This window comes from Pseudomonas sp. KH_024_B2, assembly GCF_057839965.1.
The window spans coordinates 1,920,924-1,939,081 of sequence record NZ_CM174502.1; the positions used below are offsets into that span (position 1 = coordinate 1,920,924).

An 18,158-nucleotide genomic window follows, 5' to 3' on the forward strand; every position below is an offset into this window, starting at 1 on the left:
CCCTCCACCTTATTAGGCCTCGTCGGGCGGACGTGATGTGTCATAAGACGCCGGTCGGGCGCCCCTAAGGGCTACTAGAGAAGCTAAGTAGCACCTCCGATATTCCTATAGTCGACGCGCAGCGCGGAACGCCCGGGCATACAGGCCATCACCATCCAGGATTGAGCGTCCTCCGATGTCGCTCATGGTCGGGCCGTCTGCCCGCTTTCGACTGGAAAGGAAGCGGTGATGTCCTCTGGTATCCCGTCCGAGGTAGATTCCAACATGGTCGATCTGCGGGCCGTCATCCGGATCGGCATCGAAGAACAAGAGGTCGCCTGGGGCCAGGCTGGAGAAATCCGTCCCCTGACGCGTCGAAGGGGGCACGACGAGCACGCCGGGCGCGTGGCTCGCCATTTCATGCGCTCGCCGCGGAATCGCCGCCCTGTCCTCCCGAGGGGTACGACATAACGCGATGCTGCCGGGATCCGGTCCCGACAGGTTGCGACGATAGCCGAAGACCATGCGTACGTAGCCCGAGCAGTCCAGGCAGCGGAACTGGCGGCTTTCCGGTTGATCCGCAGCATCCTCGGGGTAAGGCCATGCGATCCCGAGGTAGTCGTTGAAGTCGGCGCCCTCTTCGCGCGTGCCGCCGACTTCCGGCCCGTAGCTGGCATCGCCCGCGATCTGGAGTTGCGGATCATCCTCGGCCTGGATGGGGTCCCTGCCGGTGATGTACTGCATGGCGATCGCCAGGAGGTCGAGCTCCTTGCGCGTGTTGGCCTCGAGTGCACTCGCCAGCCAGCCAGGATCGAAGTCGTCCTCGCGAAACGGCTGCGGGTAAGTCCGCGCCCAAGCCGCATGCCTGACGCTTTGCTGCCCCTCCCGGAATGTCCGGCATGGCCCTCGCAGAATCACCGTATGCGCGCCGAGGGTGAATGACGCGAGCCATCTGGCGGTGCAGGGGTCGAATATCGCCACCTGTTGCGTCTTGCCACCGTGGGATCCGGTCCTGATTTTGTAGGCTGAGTTCAGCATCGCTTCGATGTCTCCTTGGTCGGCATAAAACCGGGCATGTCCCGCCGAGATTGCAATCACCAGGACATCGCTTTCCCGACAACCTCCACGAGCTTCGTCCCGTTCTTGACGAGATCCTGTACCTCGAATGCGAGACGTTCCCCGTCGGACTTCGATAGCCGCTTGATCTGCACGACGATCGCGGCGGCATCGATAACCCCAAGCTGCGCGAGCCGCTGCTGGGCGAGATCCAGTGCTCGTTGGCCGCTTATCCCTGTAGAGCCGGCGACAGCCGGCGCCAGGACGATCGCGTGCTTGACGACCTCCCACAGGGACGCCAGCCCCCCCTTGATCGCTGCCCAAGCCTTGTTGAGGAACCCAGTCACTTCGTCTGAAGCATAGGATGCACTTATCACCCGAGCCTGGCGCAACATCACCAGCCGGATGACGACCTTCAGCCACGCACCCGCGTCGGGATTCTTGAGCGGGTTGAAGAGGGCGGCATTGCGCTTGTCAAGCACAGCATCCCAGATTTTCGGCAGCACGCCCGGCAGGAGCGCGTCGATGTTCGCATAGGCGAGTTTCACGCTGTCGTAGCTGCGTTCCAGTTCCGCACGGTTGCCCTGCAGCTTGATGGCTGCGTTGAGCACGTCTGTGGCCATAAGTCCGTACCGTACTGGCGGGAAAACCGCGCCTGCGAGGCCGATGACCCACTTCGTCAGTGCTATGGCGCCCAAGGACTTTCGCCCGGCCTCGGCATAGATCCCGTAGAACTGCTCTTCTAGAAAGCCCTGGAGCGACTGTCGGTAGAACTTCCTGTTGCCGAGGTGCTGGAAGATAACGCGGTCGTCCACGGCGCTGAGGAGGAAAATCGGCTCGCCTTTGATGTTGCGGAGCTGCTGTCCGCCGTGGAAGGTCCATGAGAGGCGATAAAACCGCGTTATCGGAATCGAATCGTAGGTCTCGAGGATGAACTTCGCGACATCCTCGACCTTGATCTCGTGCGGCCGTAGGTACTCGTTGCGGCCATGCTTCCTATCCTCTTCTCGCTGGCGAATGAACTGTTCTCTCACCGTTTTGCGCGTCGCCGTTGCCAGTTCGAGAATCGTCCTGGCCCATTGGCTCAGCGGCACCTTGTCGAAATCGGCAAGAACCGGCTCGCGCTCTCCCCAATGAAGTGCGGGGTTGCGTTTGTACGCCGCTCGCCACGCTGAGGCCGTAGGATGGCGCTTGGCGACCTCAATCATCGACTGGGACTCTTTGTCCAGGTGGAATCGGATCAGATCGACGCTCATCCCGGCCGCGGCAAGCGCCTTGCTCGAGAAATGTGGGACCAGCCGATCGAAGCTACGGTAGGCCGACCCGATAGCGAATTCGATCATCTTCGCCTCGCCGATTCTCGCGGCCCACGCCTCGGTCATGGCCTTCGGCGACAGATTCAGCGCCTGGGCGAACTTCGTCCTAGCCACCTCAAAGAGGATCATCCGATGAATGCGGTTGTCACCATCGGCCTGTTTCGGCGCTGGCATGTACTTGACCCCGTGGCCGACAACTTGTTCGTAGGCTTTCCGAGTCTGCGCGGCGGTCACGCCTCCCCTGTACATCACGCTGATGGCCGCTCCCAATGCGCCTTCGGCCAGGGCCCGGTCCGTGTAGCGGGACGTCCACTCGTGGGAGCGAGGCAAGGTGACGTGGACGTTCGTGCCGACCAGGGTCACCTGGTAGAGACTTCTACGAGACTCGAGGAAAGCGTCGACTGTGTCGACCGGCGGAGTCTCGTCCTCGAAATTCGCGATGGACTCGGACTCGACATCGGCGACCAAGGTGTCGGCTTCGGCATGCTCCGATGCGAACTGCACTGGATCCTGTTTCGTCTCGTATTCCGTCTCGTATTCCGTCTCGGGTTCGAGTCGATCCGAGGCCCATTCGGCCTCGCCTTCGTCCTCGAACTGGTCCAAGCGTTCGAACTCGTCGGTCATCTGCTCGCCGGTGAACTCAAGCTGGGAATCGAGCGCCTCGCCTTCGGCATACGTTCCGCTTGCGCTGGCTTCGGTCTCGCCGAGGTCCTCGTTCCAGGCCAGCCCCTCCATGTCAAGCCAGGCCAACGCCTCGTTGTCCGGGCGTTCGTGCGCTTCATCCATAGCCTCATCGGAATCGATCGTTTCAACAGACTCGAGGAATTGCGCCGAGGTCGCGTCCGCCTCCTCCTCGTTGTCGAACGCATGCTCCTGCGATTTCGTGGGCACTTGGGTGTAAACGTAGTACCCGATGGTGGCTCTGGGGTTGGGCTGGATGCGGAAGGTCCACCTTTCGATGCGGCCCGGGCGTAATGCCGGAAACTCGAGCTCGGCCTTCTCGTGAACAGCGAGCCGCCGGGATTGCGTGACGCGGTGGGTATTGTCGGTGATGGAGACCGTGGACGGGTCGATGCCGTAATTGTTGAGGATGAAACGCACGACACGTTCACCGTTCAGACGCTCATCGGTGCCCGCTGCTGTGACGCCACCGAAAAGATAGGTCAGCCCCCTGGCGTCGTCCGGTGGCGGGAGCGGCGGAAGCGGTCGCTTCCTGCTCGGCACCTCCCAGAAGAACTCGACCCGCCGATTCCGCTTCCGCTGATCCTCGTTGACGGGCCTGGATTCGATGGGCTGCTTCGTGCCCATACCCTCGAGAGTCAGGTCCAACGCGGCGAGCATCTTCTCGGACGTGAGGCCGACGATCCCGGCCTGGGGCATCAGCATCAACAGGAGCGTCTGCTGGCCGACCGTGGCGCGCTCCATGCTCACCTTCGTCTCGAACTCGCGTCCTTTAGCATCGAAGTCCGCGTGGCCAATGATGGAGACGCGAATCGTGCCGCCGGAACTCACTGTCTCGATGATCTTTGTGACCAGCGGCTGGAGCATCTCCCGATAGGTCGGCGGCATTGCCCTGCCGTACCGCGGGTAATCGGAGATTACGATCGAAGAGACCGGATCGGCCTCCGACTCAGCATCGGCTTCGGTCGCAAGCCCGGCATAGTCCTCGCCTTCCTCGAACTCCTCGAACTCCTCGTACTGTGCTTCGCCTGCGTATTCGCCGGAGGCCGCTGGCGCCGGCAGGGTGGCGAACAGGCGCGGCAGGTACGCCGTGGGAATGGCGCAGTGCGAGACCTTGCCTGCCGAGACCGGCATCACCGTCAGGCGGCCGTTGCTTGCGGCGGCCAGCTTGCTGAACTCCCTGCCACGCACGCCGGTCACCAGCTCGCGCACGATCGACCCTCTGGTCCGATAGGTGCCCTGGCGATAGACGACCGTGGCCTGGAGGTCGTTGCGCGAAAGCAGCCACGCCCGCCAGTCGGCGATCGGTGCGGAGTAAGTCGTGTCGAGCGCCCACACGTGCGTCGGACAGGCCAGCGCACCGGTACGCATCTGTGGCGAGGCATGCTCGTGCGCCAGCGCGTCGAAGAAACCGTAGGCGCGCGAATGCCCGGCGAGGATCAGACGCTGTACGGTCGGCGCGTCGGCGCTATTGGTGATTGCGCGCACCTGGTCCAGCGCCTCGGCGGCGACCTGGTTGAAGTTCGCAGGCTGCGCCAGCCGGTGCCACTTGCGTCCGAACGCCATTCGGTTCGCAGCGAGCCGCTCCCAATCCAGGAAGGGAACGACCAGCACGATGGGTCGACCGGTTGCTTCGACCAACTCTCCAAGTTTGAACGGACGCTCGGTGATGAACGTTGCGGGCCGGTTCTTGAAGACCGGCTTGCACAGGTCCAGGCCGTGCGCGAACACGAGCATCTCCACCTGGCGCGCGGAACATGCGGCTTGCGTCACATACACGGCGACTTTCACACCCAGTGCCTTCGCGGTGAAAGTGCGCAGGAACGGCGCCGGCACCGCACCTTCCTCCGCGTACTCCGCTTCGGAGTAGAGGGATTCTTCGTTGGCCTGCTCCCAGGACGCCACCGACCCACCACCCCGGGCTTCCTGTCCTAGCTCGCCGCGCGTGGCGCCTTCGAAACGCGCCTTCAGGCCCGGCGGGTGGTACTCCCAGTGCCACTCTTCCGTCTTAAGTGGCTGGAAAAAAAAGATTTTCGCATTCTTCCTCAACCAGTGGTGGAACCAGGTGGAACGCCACCGGGCGCGCGACTTGGAGTCGGACTTGTTTCGAATGCCATGTCCTTTGCGGCGCTCCTGAGAGAAGTCGATCGCGATGCCATTCTGATGGTTGCTATAGCCCGGTGCAGCGATCCTTCCGCCCAGGCCAAATCCGCCGTTGTCCTGCCGCTCTAGCATGTAGCGGACCGCTTGGTCGGAATGAGGTCCATCCGGGAGTCTTTCGCGCGCGACTTGCGTCGTGTCGTAGTAGCCGCCCTTTGCGGAAAAATAGCGCAGCCAGAGCCCCTTCTGCACCTGGCTGCTGCGGTGGCCGCTAATGACGCTCAGCCTGATGGTGCGCAGGGCATCGGCGTCACCGGCCTGTTGCGCCCGGGTAAGGTCCGCGTTCGCTGCGTCCAGCAGTCGGCCCGCCGCAGCGGCAGTCGCGGGCAATGTCTTGATCTTGGTCCCCGGCACATTCTCCAAGGTCTGCAATTGTTCGGAGGACAGGTCCGGAAACGGAGCTCTACCCTTGCTGGCGATATGGGCGGCGAGCACCCGATTCCGGAACGCGATTTGCTCGGCCGAGTCTGCCCAAATCTCCGATTCGAACCGCTCGGCATCGGCATCGAGGTACCCCGATTCGCACTCCGTATCGTCCAGCAGCGCTTCGTCCTCGTTTTCGTGTAGGTGTTCGTGTTCGTGGAGTGCCTCGCCATCCAGCGCGAGATCCTCGGCGCCGAATGCCTCCGCATTGGCGTCCGCCGCTTCCATGTCGAGCCAGGCCAGGCCTTCGTCTTCCGGTTCCGCCTGCAGCCGCTCCGGGCCTTCCTGCCAGCTGCCCTCGGAAGCCGGCGCTCCCGCAAACGGCGATTCGCCGAGTTCGTTCCATGCCGGCCCGGCCTCGAATCGATCAGTTTCGGCGTTGTCTTTCGCGAACGGTACTTCCAGTCCGAGTTCGTCGAACGGGCTCGTCGGGCTTGTCGCGGACATGGCCTTTCCTCCGGTGGAGTCGCTGCGTCACTGCACGCCGACGAGCCGCGGACGGTTCGTCTCGACGGGCTTGGCGCGCGCCTTGAGGTCTTTGCCGGTCGCCGCCGACCATTCGGTGATGACACGACGCGTGGCCTCTCCAATGGGGCCGGGTTGATACAAGGTCGCGACGGTACTTTGCGTAATCACCGCAGATTCGATCGTCCGGAGCAGGATCGAGATGTCCTCGCTCATGGACAGCAGCGCAGCGGACTTGCTGTGCGCTGGAAGCCCGACCCGGTTACCAATCAGTTTCAAACGATTGGCCGACGATGTGGATTGTGCCTTGAGATCCACGACGACAGAGTTGTCGTTACTCAGGGTTAGCTCGATCCAGCCCAGGACGGTGGCGGCGGCCAGTTCTTCGCGATCAAGCATTTCCCCCAGGCGTCGAGATCTCAGTACGTACTGGAGTTCCTCGGCAATGCGGTAGATGCGGTCCTGGTCGGTCTCGTTGCCGGCCACAAAGTTCCTTATGTTGGAAATCGCTCGCCAGAGTTCGTACAGAAGTTCTTCGAACAACCTGATGAAGTCTGTGTTCGCTGCGGTCGCCTTGACATACTCGGGCTGTCGATTGTCCTCGGTGCCGAAGGCCAGATCCATTCCGAGCAGACGCCAATAGGCATTGCGGCGAACCGCCTCAGCATCCTGGCGGGCCGCGCTCGTGGAGAGCCAGGGTGGAATCATATTCCCCGCGCCATGCAACAACGCCTCAGTGGCCTCGAGCCATCGCCGCGTTTCAGGCGAAGGGACGCCCAGGCCTTCACCAGAGCGGTACTCGCGGACCACGCGACGCAGAATCTGGCTTGCTCTGGTGTTCTCTAACACGTAGCTGTAGGCGAGGTGGTCCCAACTCGGGACACCCGGGTTGCCCGGGGTGGGCAGGGCGATGGGCGTGGGCGGGGCGATCGTGTTGAATCGCCCCGACGCCCACAGGTTTCGACGTGCGGGTCCGGCCGAAGGACTGAAGGAGTTCCAGAACTGCTCGATGTAGAGCGTCAGATCGAGCGGATCGGCGGTCAGGACGGCTGTTGTTGCAGCGCCCATGTCGCCCGACGGAACTGCTGGGTGCCACGGTAGCTGAGCAGGAAGCCCTTGGGTGAAGATGCCCTTGACGAGTTGGCGGATCATGACATGCTCCTCATTTGAACTCTGGCGGCGTCGGGTTCCACCGGCGGGGTGGGTGTCGCTTTCGGGTCCGGCGACACCAGTGCGGCGATGAGCTTCTGGATCCGCTTGTCGTCTTCGTCCGTGTGCTTGACCACGTCAGGTCCCAGGGCGCGCAACGGCGTCATCTGGTTGGCGATGTTCTCCAGACACTCGGAGATGGTCTTGAACCCATTCTCGAGGATGCATTCCGTCGCGCCGGCTTGCGCAAGACGGACGAACAACGCCTCCAGTACCGCGATGCGCGCCTCGAGCGTGGGGCCGCTCGCGCCTGATTGGTTATCGGTTGCCATGGTGATTACCTCGTTTCGATCAGGCTGTTTTGACTTGGGTGGTCAACCACGTTCGCGCCCGATCGATCCAGAGCGACGCGGTTTCGGGATGCTCGGCCTCGCGCAGGCCTGCGAGCGCGACGATGCGGATGCCCTCGCTCTGGCGCCAATGTGGCGAGGTCCACAACGCCGCGCCGGCACTGGCTTCGAGTTCCGCAAGAGCTTTCGGCGACACGCGTTGCGGATCGAGGACGTCGGTCATCGGTCGGTTCTGCAGCGCCGGCACTGGCGCCGAAAGGCACGCAGCCGCGATGCGCGGCATCGCGGCGAGCGAGCGCGCGAGCAGCGGTTGCACGCTCTCGTCGGCGGCGGTCGCCGGATACCGCGCTTCCATCGCGCGCTGCAGATGCACCCACGGCCCGCTTGCGCCGAAGCATTGCTTTGAGAACGCGCAGCCCAGCGCGGTTCGCAGCCATCCGATCGGATGCGGGTCGCCGATCGGCCAGCGCAGGATCGTCTCCGCATCGCCCACCACGTCGTAAAGCGCGGCGACCGAGGCGTAGCCGGTCAGCAGGAAGGCATAGACGTCGGCGGCGATCTCCGACGCCCACGGCATCCACATCGCCTTCAGCTGCGTATCGTCGGCTAGCGCGCGCGCCAGCGACGAGCGCACCGACGGCACCCAGCCGGTAAGGTGCGCGACCTGGTGCCCGGTCTCGTGGAAGAGCGACGTCGGGCGGTAGAGGTTGTGGCGCACGATCTTGATCGCCGCGACGGGCATGATCGTGCCCGGTGCCCACAGGCGTACGCCGGCGCGCAGGATCGATGCGCCGGTGCCCTTGTCCTGGTAAACCAGCGCGCGCGGTACGGGCCTGTTGGCGCGTTGCAGTATCGGTGCCATGCTCGCCACGGCCAGTCGGTCCAGCGTCGACAGCGCCGCGCACAGTAGAGGACTGGTGCGCGAATTGACCGCATCGCCGAGGAAGTCGAGCGTCGTGTCGACCTGTACGTAGCGACGACGGAAGCGCTGCACGGCGGTCGCGGCCTGGGCGATCAACGCAGGGTCCTGGCGCGCCTTCGCGATCAACGCCTTCGTGGCATCGCCCAGTGCGATGAGTTCTTCGACGGTGGCGTGCAACTGCTTGCGGAGGGGGGCGCCGATCTCGCGCTCGACCGACTTCCATGCCGCCAGCGACGCGAACTCCTCGGCGTCGCGGAACGTGCGCGAGGCCGCCAGCCAATGCGCGACCTGTCGCTCCAGGTCGGCGACGATGAGGGCGTTGTCCAGTGGCGCGACGTTGTTCATTTCCGGCGTCTGCCCGACGTGACGCTGATGGAGATCGTCGGCGTGCCGCGCAGTGCATTCGTCGCGGCCGCTGCAGTCGCGACGCCGCTGGCCAGCGCATCCAGCCCTGGCACCGATGTCAGACGGACGCGGACGGTCACGCCGGCATCCGGGTGCGCGGCGGCACGCGCGAACGCTTCGCCGTTGTTGCGCACCCATGTCGCGAGCGCGGGCAGCACCCAGGCATCGAGCCGCCGGCGCAGCGATGCGGCGATCCCGGGCGCAAGCGCGGGACCGGCTGGGGCGAGCTCTTCGTGATCCTCGCTGTCCTCGCGCACGACGCGCAGGTGCCCGTTTGGTGCCGCGGCGGTGGGTTGTGAGGCCGTCTTGTATGCAGTGGTCAGCGCCTGCAGCAGCGCAGCGCTGCCGCGGCCCTGGCGGATGCCTTCCGCGGCAGTCTGCGCATCGGCTTCAGACAGATACAGCCCGACCGTGATCTTCGAACGGCGCAAGTTGACAACCGTCCATGCGCGGCTCGGCACCAGTCGCGCGGCAGCTGCGCCCGCGACGCCGGACAGCGCGAGTGCAGCCGCCGCGCCAAAGGGTTCGAGCAGGTAGAAGCGCTGCCCGACCGCGATGCGGTTGCGCGAACGCAGGAAGGCCGGCGCCACCGCGACACCCAGTTTCGGTTCGCGCAGCAGTAGTCCGGCAGCTCCTGGCGTCAACGGATGCACTTGCGACGACGCGGCACGACCGCGCCCACTGCCGTTGGCGCGATCCATGCGGACCATGCGCGGCAATGCGGTGCCGGTGGCGGACTGGTAAATGTGCATGCGTGCGCGGATCGGGAACGTCGCGCCGGCGGCGCGCAGTACGGCACCCACTGTCGAGCCGCCGAACGTCGGCAGCGCATCCGCGATCTGCGCGGTGAGTTCCACCTCCGGCGTGCGGCTGTACTTGCGGTATGTGCGTACGCTTCGCGGGCGACGCGCGACGAAAGTGCCGCCGATGGAGGGCGCCTGATGCAGGTCGGGGCGCACGAAGTGCTGCGGGAAATGGCTGGCTACGGCTTCACCGAATGCATCAGCAGCGGCGAGCTGCATCAGGTCCTCGTTCTCGAGGACATACTCCTCGTTCTCTGCGAGACGCCGCACGGTGTCTTCGACGACACTGGCCAGTGCGATCGGGCCGGCCTCGTCGGTGCGCGCTTCGCTGGCGTCGCCCTCAGCTTCCAGTGCAACTAGGCGCAGGCCGGTGTCGACGATCGCGTTGGAGAGCGGGCCCGACAGGCTGGGTCCGACCCAGCGCTTGATCAGCTGCCCGAGGTAACCCGCGAGGAAGCGCACGACCTTGGGGCGTCCGACCAGGTTGATGCCCACGCGCAGCGCGCCCAGCAGCGCCGGCACGAACTGCTCCACGGCAGGCGCCAGGTCCTCTTCGTCGCCGGCCGTGCGCAGCCGGTCGATGAGCACGCCACGGGCTTCGGCAAGGCGCTCGAGCTCACGGCCTTCCACGCCTGCTTCGCGGTCGCGGTCCTCGTACGATTCGCCGACGAATTCGTCGGCCGTGTCGCCGGTCATCGCTTCGGCGAGCGCGGCGTCGAAGGACTCTGCCAGCGCGTCGACATCGGTCAAGTTAGCGGGCGATATCGCGCCTTCGTAGATGATGCCTTCGTCTTCCGACGCCTCGGATGTGATGCGTGCCGCCAACGTCCGCGCGGCCGGTTGCAACGGGGCTGGGAGCCGGCCGATCGCGATCGACAGCACGCGCCTGAGCAATGGATTGATGAGCCCGCGCAGCTTCCTCAGTATCGGTCCGAGCACCGCACCGGCGACCTTGCCAACGGTCTTGCCCACGGTCTTGGCTGTGTTGGCGACGAACTTGACCACCTTCTTTGCCTTGCGCACCAGCGCGCCGATGAACTCCTCGCCGGCCGGTGTCAGTTCGCCGGACTGCGGGTCGAGGCGCTCGAGCATCTCGTCGAGCTGCTCGTCGGTCAGCGACTCGATGTCCTGGCCGGTGAGGCCCGCTTCGAGTGATTCCAGGTATTGCTGCGCCTCGAACCGGACCCCGGACAGCTGGGAATCGGCGTAACGCTCGCGTTCGGCGCCCGAGGAGGGCGACTCGTCGGTGAAGCGGTCGGCGACGGCCTGCTCGGTCTCTTCCGTGAGGAAGGCGATCGCTTCGTCGAACGCTTCGTCGCGCAGCTCGGCGAATGCCTGTGCGAGCAGGCGATCGGATTCGGTTTCGGACAGCGTGCCGCCTGCGGTTTCGGCGAATGGCGTCGAACTCTCGCTGAAGGAGGCGACGCGATCGACCGTGGCCGAGGCGACCTCGGCTTCGGCCATCACCTCGGCAAAGGGGTTCTGCTCGGACTGAACGCTCCATTCGCGCTCGGGTGCTTCCAGGACGATCGTCATGTCACGACTCCACGTTGGTGGCTCATGGCGGCAGTACACCATGGGTCCCGTCCACGGATGTACGCCGTAGCATCAAGCCAGCATCGCAGCCGGGTCGTCGCTTCGTTGCCAGGGCAAGATGCTTCTGACTGCCCGGCGTCGGGCATGCGTCCGCGTTTCGTCCACGTTACATCCAGGCGCAGGCCGATGCGGCGTCGACACGATGTCAGAGCGGTGAAAAGGCGAGAGCGCTCAGCCCGGGCGTCGTTTGGCGTGGTCGATCACGCCAACATGCGCAGCCAGCGCGGGATCTGGCTCGACGCCCAGCTCATGGGCGAGCCGTTGCGCGAGCATGCGGTAGCACTGCACCGCCTGGTAGCGGTTGTGCTGCGCGAGATGCGCGTCGATCAGCGCTTCGGCCGCGGACTCGCACAGCGGTTCGGCGGCGACGGCGGCAGTGCCCGCCTGGACGGCTAGTCCGTACTGGCCCGATGATGCCATTGTGCGGCAGGCCGCCTCCAGCGCATGTACACGCAGCATGTGGAACGCGTCTTGCTCCGGCAGCACCCATTCCTCGTACCATCCGGGAAGGATGTCGTTGGACAGCAGCGCGATCTCATCGAGCGACAGGGGCTCGCCGGCCAGCGCACGCGCCGCGCTGCGGTGCGCCTCTTCTAGGTCGCATTCTGCATCGAGTACCAGCTCATCGCCCATCGTCACCACCCAGCCACGCGGCACGTGCCATAACGCACGGCGAAGGTTCGCGCGTCCTACGTCGTCCGACACGTCTGGCCAAAGTTGGGCCGCGGCCGACCCACGTACGGTGGGTAGCTTGCGGAGCGCCAGATATGCCAGGAGGCGGCGGCCAGGTAATGAGAGCCGCATCATCGGGTACACACCGAGGCGTCCGACGATCGCGATCCTGCGTTTGACGTTGTCGTGGAGGTCTTCCATCCCTTCGACTCGACGGAGCGGCAGAGTAAATTGTCTGCCTCACAAAGCTCGGCTTTGCTTGAACGAATACGTACGGCGCTATGTAGCACGGCCAATCACCCAAGTGTGCATGGGTTATAGACCAGATTTTCTGCGGCTACCACTATTCAAAAAACCAACCGCTCTAGATTGGTTTCCATCCGCCCGTTCTCCGCGGTGTTGGCGCGGGTTACCGGCCTGTCCTCGCGAGCGCCACCCCGTTCCACCCTCAATTTTCACCCCCACTGCCGCCTCTCTCTTCCCCATTTTCTCTGGTGGTCACGCGAGCGTTCTTGAGGCACCCTCCTTTGCTGACGTGGGTATAGATACGGTCGGTTAGCAGCCCGCAAGACAATGATGCTGAGAGTCACGTGCGCGCTGGTGCTGGTCAGACTTGTCGGACTCCACATCGACCTACCAAGTCAGTTTTTCACAGCGCTATCACCGTCAGTTTTTGCGCTTTTCTAGGAAAACTCTGAAGAAGACTTTCCGAATCTGGTGAAATACACCGAAAGGTGTTCGCTGGCACCGGCAATCCGCGGGACGAAGAGATAGCCTGCCTCAAGCGCGAACTGGCTCGAATGACCAGGGAGCGGGATTTTTTAAGAGGTGCGGCAGCGTACTCCGCCAAACAAAAAACCGCACAAGGCGAGCTGGAGCAAGTTACTCAAGCAGGGGGAATCAATCCTGCAGCACCTGCAGTTGCGGCCGTGCACCGACGTTTTTCGGAGGCTCCAGAGATAGGCTGTCGTGTCCGCTAGATCATCAAGGAGCTCTGCCCGGATGGTCCGTTGATTGCAGGGATTATCGTGGACAGGTACCACTGGTCGGCGTGGCGTGGCGTGGCGTGGCGTTGCCGGCGCTGGTGATGGGAATGGCAAGCGTCGTTCGACGTGCATTTGAGGGGCTGCTTTTGGCCGGTTACTGCCTGTCGCGAAAGACTGTAATCGACCCAAAGAAACCATTTTCACGCGCTAACCAAGGATTAGCTGTATTCAGGTTTTCCTGCATTTTTAATCCAGGTATCAAGCTCTGTAACCATTTTGTTGACCTCACTGTCCTCTCGTTCCGAGGGGCGGACAATGGCGTTCCAGGCGATGTCGAGGCCGTCATTCAGGGCGGCCCACGCAAGCTCCCCACGCTCAAGGCTGGGGGTCACCAGATCCCGTTGCAATATGCTGATTCCGTATCCTGACCGAACCAGTTCAACGATGGCTTCGATCAACTCCACCGTGATCATGCGGCGCGGCAGGATGCTGGCGGGAGCGAAAAACCGGTCATATTCCCAGCCACTGGCGCGATCGGTTGAATACGTCACCAGGTTGTAAGTCTTGAAGTCCTCCGCGTAGATATTTTTCCTGCTTGCAAGAGGATGATCGGTCGCCATGATCGCAATCAGGTCGTCCCGAAAAAGCGGCAGTTTTGCTACGCCACTGGGCACCATGCCGTCATCGATGATGGACACATCAAGCCGACCTTGCATCAGGCTCGCGTAAACGTCGTTACGGGGCACGGTCACCAGTGTGATTTCGATGTCGGGCCGAAGACTCGAGTAGTGCTTGATGAATTTTGGAATCCAGCGAAACGGGCCGTAGGAGGTGACACCCATACGGACAAACGCTGTGACGCCACCGGCCATGGACCGAGCTTCGGACTCGGCTTCATTGAGTGTGGCGATGATGTCTTTGGCGGCTCGCTCTAGGCGCACCCCGGCAGGGCTGAGTCGTAATTTTCCACCTGATCGTTCCGTCAGGCTCACACCCAGCCGCCGCTCCGCTTCGCGTATGCGGTGACTGACGGCTGAAGGGGTCAGCCATAAACGCTCGGCCACCGCGGTTATCGAATCGACTTCCGCCAGGGTTTGCAACATCACCAGATGATCCAGCGTCAGTCTCATTGTCGTGCGACCTGAAAATAATTCACAAAACTGCGTAAAATTATGAGCGTGACTTGTTTTTGGTGCCGATGCAATCTGAATCCAGCAGAGCCACCGGAGACCAACAATAATGACTACCCTGCCTTTCACACCTGCGCTAACCCTGAGCGATATCATTGATCTCGAGCGTTACCCCATTACCGATCGCACCAGCCCCGCTTATCTCGAACTGGTCACGCACAGTCAGTCTTTGCTGGGACAAGAGGGTGTAGCGATCTTTCCGGGTTTTGTTCGTGATTCATCGGTTGTCGCGATGGCGCAACAGACACTTGCACTGCACTCGCGCATGTTTCATTTTCGGGAAAACCACACGGTTTATTTCAAACCTCAGGACGAAAGCGTTGACCCGGAACATCCGCTACGACGCTTGATGAACACTGCAAAAGACACCGTGGCTTATGCCGATATTCCCGCCGACCATTTGATCCGGCAGATCTACGGATCGGACGAAGTCCTTGCTTTCATCAAGGATGTCCTGGACCTGGACACGCTCTATCGTCATGCCGACCCACTGGCCGCCCTTAACTTGCAGGGCTTCACGGCTGGACAGGAGTTGGGATGGCACTTTGATCGTTCCGACTTCAGCGTCACGCTGTCCCTTCAGGCGGCGAACGCTGGCGGGGATTTTGAGTACGTGCGCATGCTGCGCAATGAAAACGACGATTGTTATGACGCCGTCAGGGAATTCCTCGATGACCCGCAAACTCAGCAGATAGAGGTTCTGCCTCAAGTGCCTGGCACCCTGACATTGTTCCGTGGCCGCTATTCATTGCACCGGGTCACGCCGGTGGAAGGGGACAGGCTGAGGCTCAACGCGGTGTTTGCGTACGTGGACCAGCCCAATGTCGAGTTCAGTGCCTATGCCCGGCAATTGTTTTACGGGCGTACCTCCGTTGACCCGGCAGTCTGAGTTTCGCCCATAACAATAAAAGCAATTGATTCACGCCTTTGCCTCACGTGTTTGCGCGCGTACCTGTCCATGCTGAATCAGATGGGCTCGTTTGTTCCTGTGTCGCACACAACAGTTCGCTGCCCCCAATAATAACGATTCGGAGCGTCTGATCATGAAAAACAGGAAGAGTTTGCTGGCCTCGTTACTTACCCTCGGCTTGCTCGTTGGTAGTGCTTCAAGCCAGGCTTCGGGATGGTGTGAATCGGGCAAGCCGGTGAAATTTGCCGGGTTGAACTGGGAGAGCGGGATGCTCCTCACCGACATCATGATGATCGTGCTCAAGGAAGGCTACGGCTGCGCAACGGATCAGTTGGTGGGTAACACCATCATTCTTGAGACCGCGCTGGCCGGCAACGACATTCAAGTGTTTGGCGAAGAGTGGATGGAGCGCAGCGAAGTCTGGAAGAAGGCTGCGGCAGCCGGGAAGGTCGTCGGGGTTGGCGCTCCGATCGTCGGTGCGACTCAAGGCTGGTATGTGCCGCGCTATGTCGTGGAGGGGGACGCAAAACGCAATAGACCGGCGCAAGCACCGGACCTCAAGACAGTCGCCGACCTGAGCAAGTACCCGGGCGTTTTCAAAGACTCGGAGGAGCCGTCCAAAGGCCGCTTCTACAACTGTCCCGCTGGCTGGATCTGCGAACAGGACAATACCGAGATGCTGAAAGAATACGGTCTTGAAAGCACCTTCATCAACTTCCGTCCAGGCACTGGTGCGGCATTGGATGCAGCGGTCCTGTCCAGCTATAAACGCGGTGAACCGGTACTGTTCTACTACTGGTCACCGACCCCGTTGATGGGACAGATCGATGCGATAAGACTGGAAGAAAAGACTGGGGCCAACAAAGACGTCATCACCATGGTCGGGCTCTCCAAGGCGTTTCATGAACAGGCGCCCGAGCTGGTCGCAGTATTGGAGAAGATCAACATTCCCATCGATCTGCTGAATCAGAATCTGGCCAGGATGACCCGGGAACGCATCGAGTCGCCGAAGCTGGCCAGGATGTTCCTCAAGGAACACCCGGAAGTTTGGCATGCCTGGGTGGATGAAGGCGTAGCAAAAAAGATCGAGGCATCGCTCTAACCGGCCTCCAGGGCAAGGACGCCTGCCTTCTGTAACGCCCCTCTGAACACAACCTCTTTACCCTTTCTACAAAGTGGAGGCTTCTCTTTGCCTCCGGGAATCATGACCATGATCAAATCACGAGCGGCCGTCGCCTTCGCGGCGAACCAGCCTCTGCAAATTGTCGAAATCGATGTGGCGCCGCCGCAAGCCGGTGAGGTGCTGGTGCGCATTGTTGCGACAGGCGTGTGCCATACCGATGCGTTTACCTTGTCCGGCGCCGATCCGGAAGGGATCTTCCCCGTCATTCTTGGCCACGAAGGTGGCGGTATTGTCGAAGCGGTGGGCGAGGGGGTGACCTCACTTGCAGTGGGCGATCATGTGATCCCGCTCTACACCCCGGAATGCGGAGACTGCAAATACTGTAAGTCCGGGAAGACCAATCTCTGCCAGAAAATTCGTGCAACCCAGGGCAAGGGATTGATGCCAGACGGCACCAGTCGTTTCTCCTATAATGGCCAGCCCCTGTTCCACTACATGGGCACGTCGACCTTTTCCGAATACACCGTGCTACCCGAAATTTCCCTGGCCAAAATCCCCAAGGATGCGCCACTGGAAAAGGTCTGCCTGCTCGGTTGCGGTGTGACCACCGGCATTGGTGCGGTGCTCAACACGGCAAAAGTGGAAGAGGGCGCCAGCGTGGCGATCTTCGGTCTGGGCGGCATCGGCCTGGCCGCCATTATTGGCGCCACCATGGCCAAGGCCGGTCGCATCATTGCGATCGATATCAACCCGGCCAAGTTCGAAATCGCCAGGCAACTGGGCGCTACCGACTTCATCAACCCCAACGATTACGACAGACCGATCCAGGACGTGATCGTCGAGATGACCGGGGGCGGTGTCGACTACTCCTTCGAATGCATTGGCAACGTCCATCTCATGCGCGCGGCCCTGGAGTGTTGCCACAAAGGTTGGGGTGAGTCGGTGATTATCGGAGTTGCCGGCGCGGGCCAGGAAATCAGTACCCGACCGTTCCAGCTGGTGACCGGTCGGGTCTGGCGCGGCTCGGCATTTGGCGGTGTTAAAGGCCGCAGCGAACTGCCCACTTATGTCGAGAAGACCCAGGCCGGTGAAATACCGCTCGACACCTTCATCACCCACACCATGGGGCTTGAGGACATCAACAAGGCCTTCGAGTTGATGCATGAAGGCAAGAGCATACGCACCGTTATCCATTTCGATCGCTGATTGAATCGTCCTGGCGTTGAGCGTCTGACGTCTCGCGCACGGGCCAACTGCAATATCCACTCACTGTGTCTTTATAAAGAGAGCATCAAAATGAGCATCTTCACTCACGTCACCGTCGGTACCAACGATCTGCAAAAGGCCCGCAGTTTCTACGACAATGTGCTCGGCACACTCGGCCAGAAACGCATCGCTGATCTGGAAGATAATGGCTCGATCTGGGGTGAGAATGCCCCGTCCTTCTTCGTCCTGAAGCCGACGAACGGTGCTCCGGCCAGCGTCGGTAACGGTGTCACCATCAGCTTCGAAGCACCGGATCGCGCCGCTATCGATGCCTTCCACGCGGCAGCCCTGGCCTGCGGTGGCACCGACGAAGGTGCACCGGGCCCGCGAGGTTGGGCCCCTAACGCCTATGCGGCTTATGCGCGGGACCTGGACGGTAACAAGCTGGCCGTGTACTGCTTCAAGGCTGCGTAAGCTTCATTCAAGCTGCGCATTCACTCCTGTGAGCCGGTCAATCCAACATGAGGTTTTGGTCATTTTCAGAAGATGCCAGTGACACCATGTTTCAGGAGTCGTGTAACAGGCGGCCGGTCGGTAGCCTTTCGCTACCATCAGCCGCAGTTGGTCGATAGCCGCCTGTTGCGACTGGCAACAACCGATCTATATAGCTGCCTTTCGCGAGAGGCAGTTAATGGCCGACTGCTGCCGGTCGTGACCGGCAGCATCGGCAAACCGCCGTAGGCGGTGGTCAAAAACTTGCTTTCCC

At 62.0% G+C, this 18,158-nt stretch carries 12 protein-coding genes; 4 read left to right on the plus strand and 8 right to left on the minus strand.

Annotated elements, in window-relative coordinates; translation table 11 throughout:
- Positions 1 to 105: 105 nt before the first annotated feature.
- The 8 genes from AC3I0A_RS09080 to AC3I0A_RS09115 all read right to left on the minus strand — a co-directional run bounded on the left by AC3I0A_RS09080 (position 106) and on the right by AC3I0A_RS09115 (position 14,093).
- Positions 106 to 1,077: an NlpC/P60 family protein gene (locus tag AC3I0A_RS09080; protein WP_489377358.1), complete on the minus strand. Its 972-nt coding sequence runs from the start codon at positions 1,075 to 1,077 to the stop codon at positions 106 to 108.
- Complete coding sequence (locus tag AC3I0A_RS09085) at positions 1,074 to 6,062, minus strand: D-alanyl-D-alanine carboxypeptidase family protein (protein WP_489377359.1); 4,989 nt, start codon at positions 6,060 to 6,062, stop codon at positions 1,074 to 1,076. Before AC3I0A_RS09085 ends, AC3I0A_RS09080 begins: the two co-directional genes overlap by 4 nt.
- 27 nt (positions 6,063 to 6,089) lie before the next feature.
- Positions 6,090 to 7,232, minus strand: a complete 1,143-nt coding sequence (locus AC3I0A_RS09090; RefSeq protein ID WP_489377361.1) for a hypothetical protein — start codon at positions 7,230 to 7,232, stop codon at positions 6,090 to 6,092.
- Positions 7,229 to 7,561, minus strand: a complete 333-nt coding sequence (locus tag AC3I0A_RS09095) for a hypothetical protein (protein WP_489377362.1) — start codon at positions 7,559 to 7,561, stop codon at positions 7,229 to 7,231. The genes AC3I0A_RS09090 and AC3I0A_RS09095 overlap by 4 nt, the downstream gene beginning before the upstream one ends.
- 19 nt (positions 7,562 to 7,580) lie before the next feature.
- Positions 7,581 to 8,846 carry a hypothetical protein gene (locus tag AC3I0A_RS09100; protein WP_489377363.1) on the minus strand — a complete coding sequence of 422 codons (1,266 nt, stop codon included), beginning with the start codon at positions 8,844 to 8,846 and terminating at the stop codon, positions 7,581 to 7,583.
- Positions 8,843 to 11,245: a hypothetical protein gene (locus tag AC3I0A_RS09105; RefSeq protein WP_489377364.1), complete on the minus strand. Its 2,403-nt coding sequence runs from the start codon at positions 11,243 to 11,245 to the stop codon at positions 8,843 to 8,845. Before AC3I0A_RS09105 ends, AC3I0A_RS09100 begins: the two co-directional genes overlap by 4 nt.
- Before the next feature lie 231 nt (positions 11,246 to 11,476).
- Positions 11,477 to 12,178: an AfsR/SARP family transcriptional regulator gene (locus AC3I0A_RS09110; RefSeq protein ID WP_489377365.1), complete on the minus strand. Its 702-nt coding sequence runs from the start codon at positions 12,176 to 12,178 to the stop codon at positions 11,477 to 11,479.
- A 1,003-nt stretch (positions 12,179 to 13,181) separates the two neighbouring features.
- A complete protein-coding gene (locus AC3I0A_RS09115) occupies positions 13,182 to 14,093 on the minus strand; it encodes a LysR family transcriptional regulator (RefSeq protein ID WP_489377366.1) in 912 nt (303 codons plus the stop codon).
- Between the two features lie 109 nt (positions 14,094 to 14,202).
- On the opposite strand from AC3I0A_RS09115, the gene AC3I0A_RS09120 reads away from it, so the two are divergent.
- From AC3I0A_RS09120 to AC3I0A_RS09135, 4 genes are all read left to right on the plus strand, one after another.
- Positions 14,203 to 15,042 (plus strand): HalD/BesD family halogenase, encoded by an 840-nt coding sequence (locus AC3I0A_RS09120; RefSeq protein WP_489377367.1) that lies wholly within the window; start codon positions 14,203 to 14,205, stop codon positions 15,040 to 15,042.
- Positions 15,043 to 15,196: 154 nt separating this feature from the next.
- A complete protein-coding gene (locus AC3I0A_RS09125; RefSeq protein WP_489377368.1) occupies positions 15,197 to 16,165 on the plus strand; it encodes an ABC transporter substrate-binding protein in 969 nt (322 codons plus the stop codon).
- A 108-nt stretch (positions 16,166 to 16,273) separates the two neighbouring features.
- Positions 16,274 to 17,392, plus strand: a complete 1,119-nt coding sequence (locus AC3I0A_RS09130; protein ID WP_489377369.1) for an S-(hydroxymethyl)glutathione dehydrogenase/class III alcohol dehydrogenase — start codon at positions 16,274 to 16,276, stop codon at positions 17,390 to 17,392.
- A 90-nt stretch (positions 17,393 to 17,482) separates the two neighbouring features.
- Positions 17,483 to 17,866 (plus strand): VOC family protein, encoded by a 384-nt coding sequence (locus AC3I0A_RS09135; RefSeq protein WP_489377371.1) that lies wholly within the window; start codon positions 17,483 to 17,485, stop codon positions 17,864 to 17,866.
- The last annotated feature ends 292 nt before the right edge of the window (positions 17,867 to 18,158 follow it).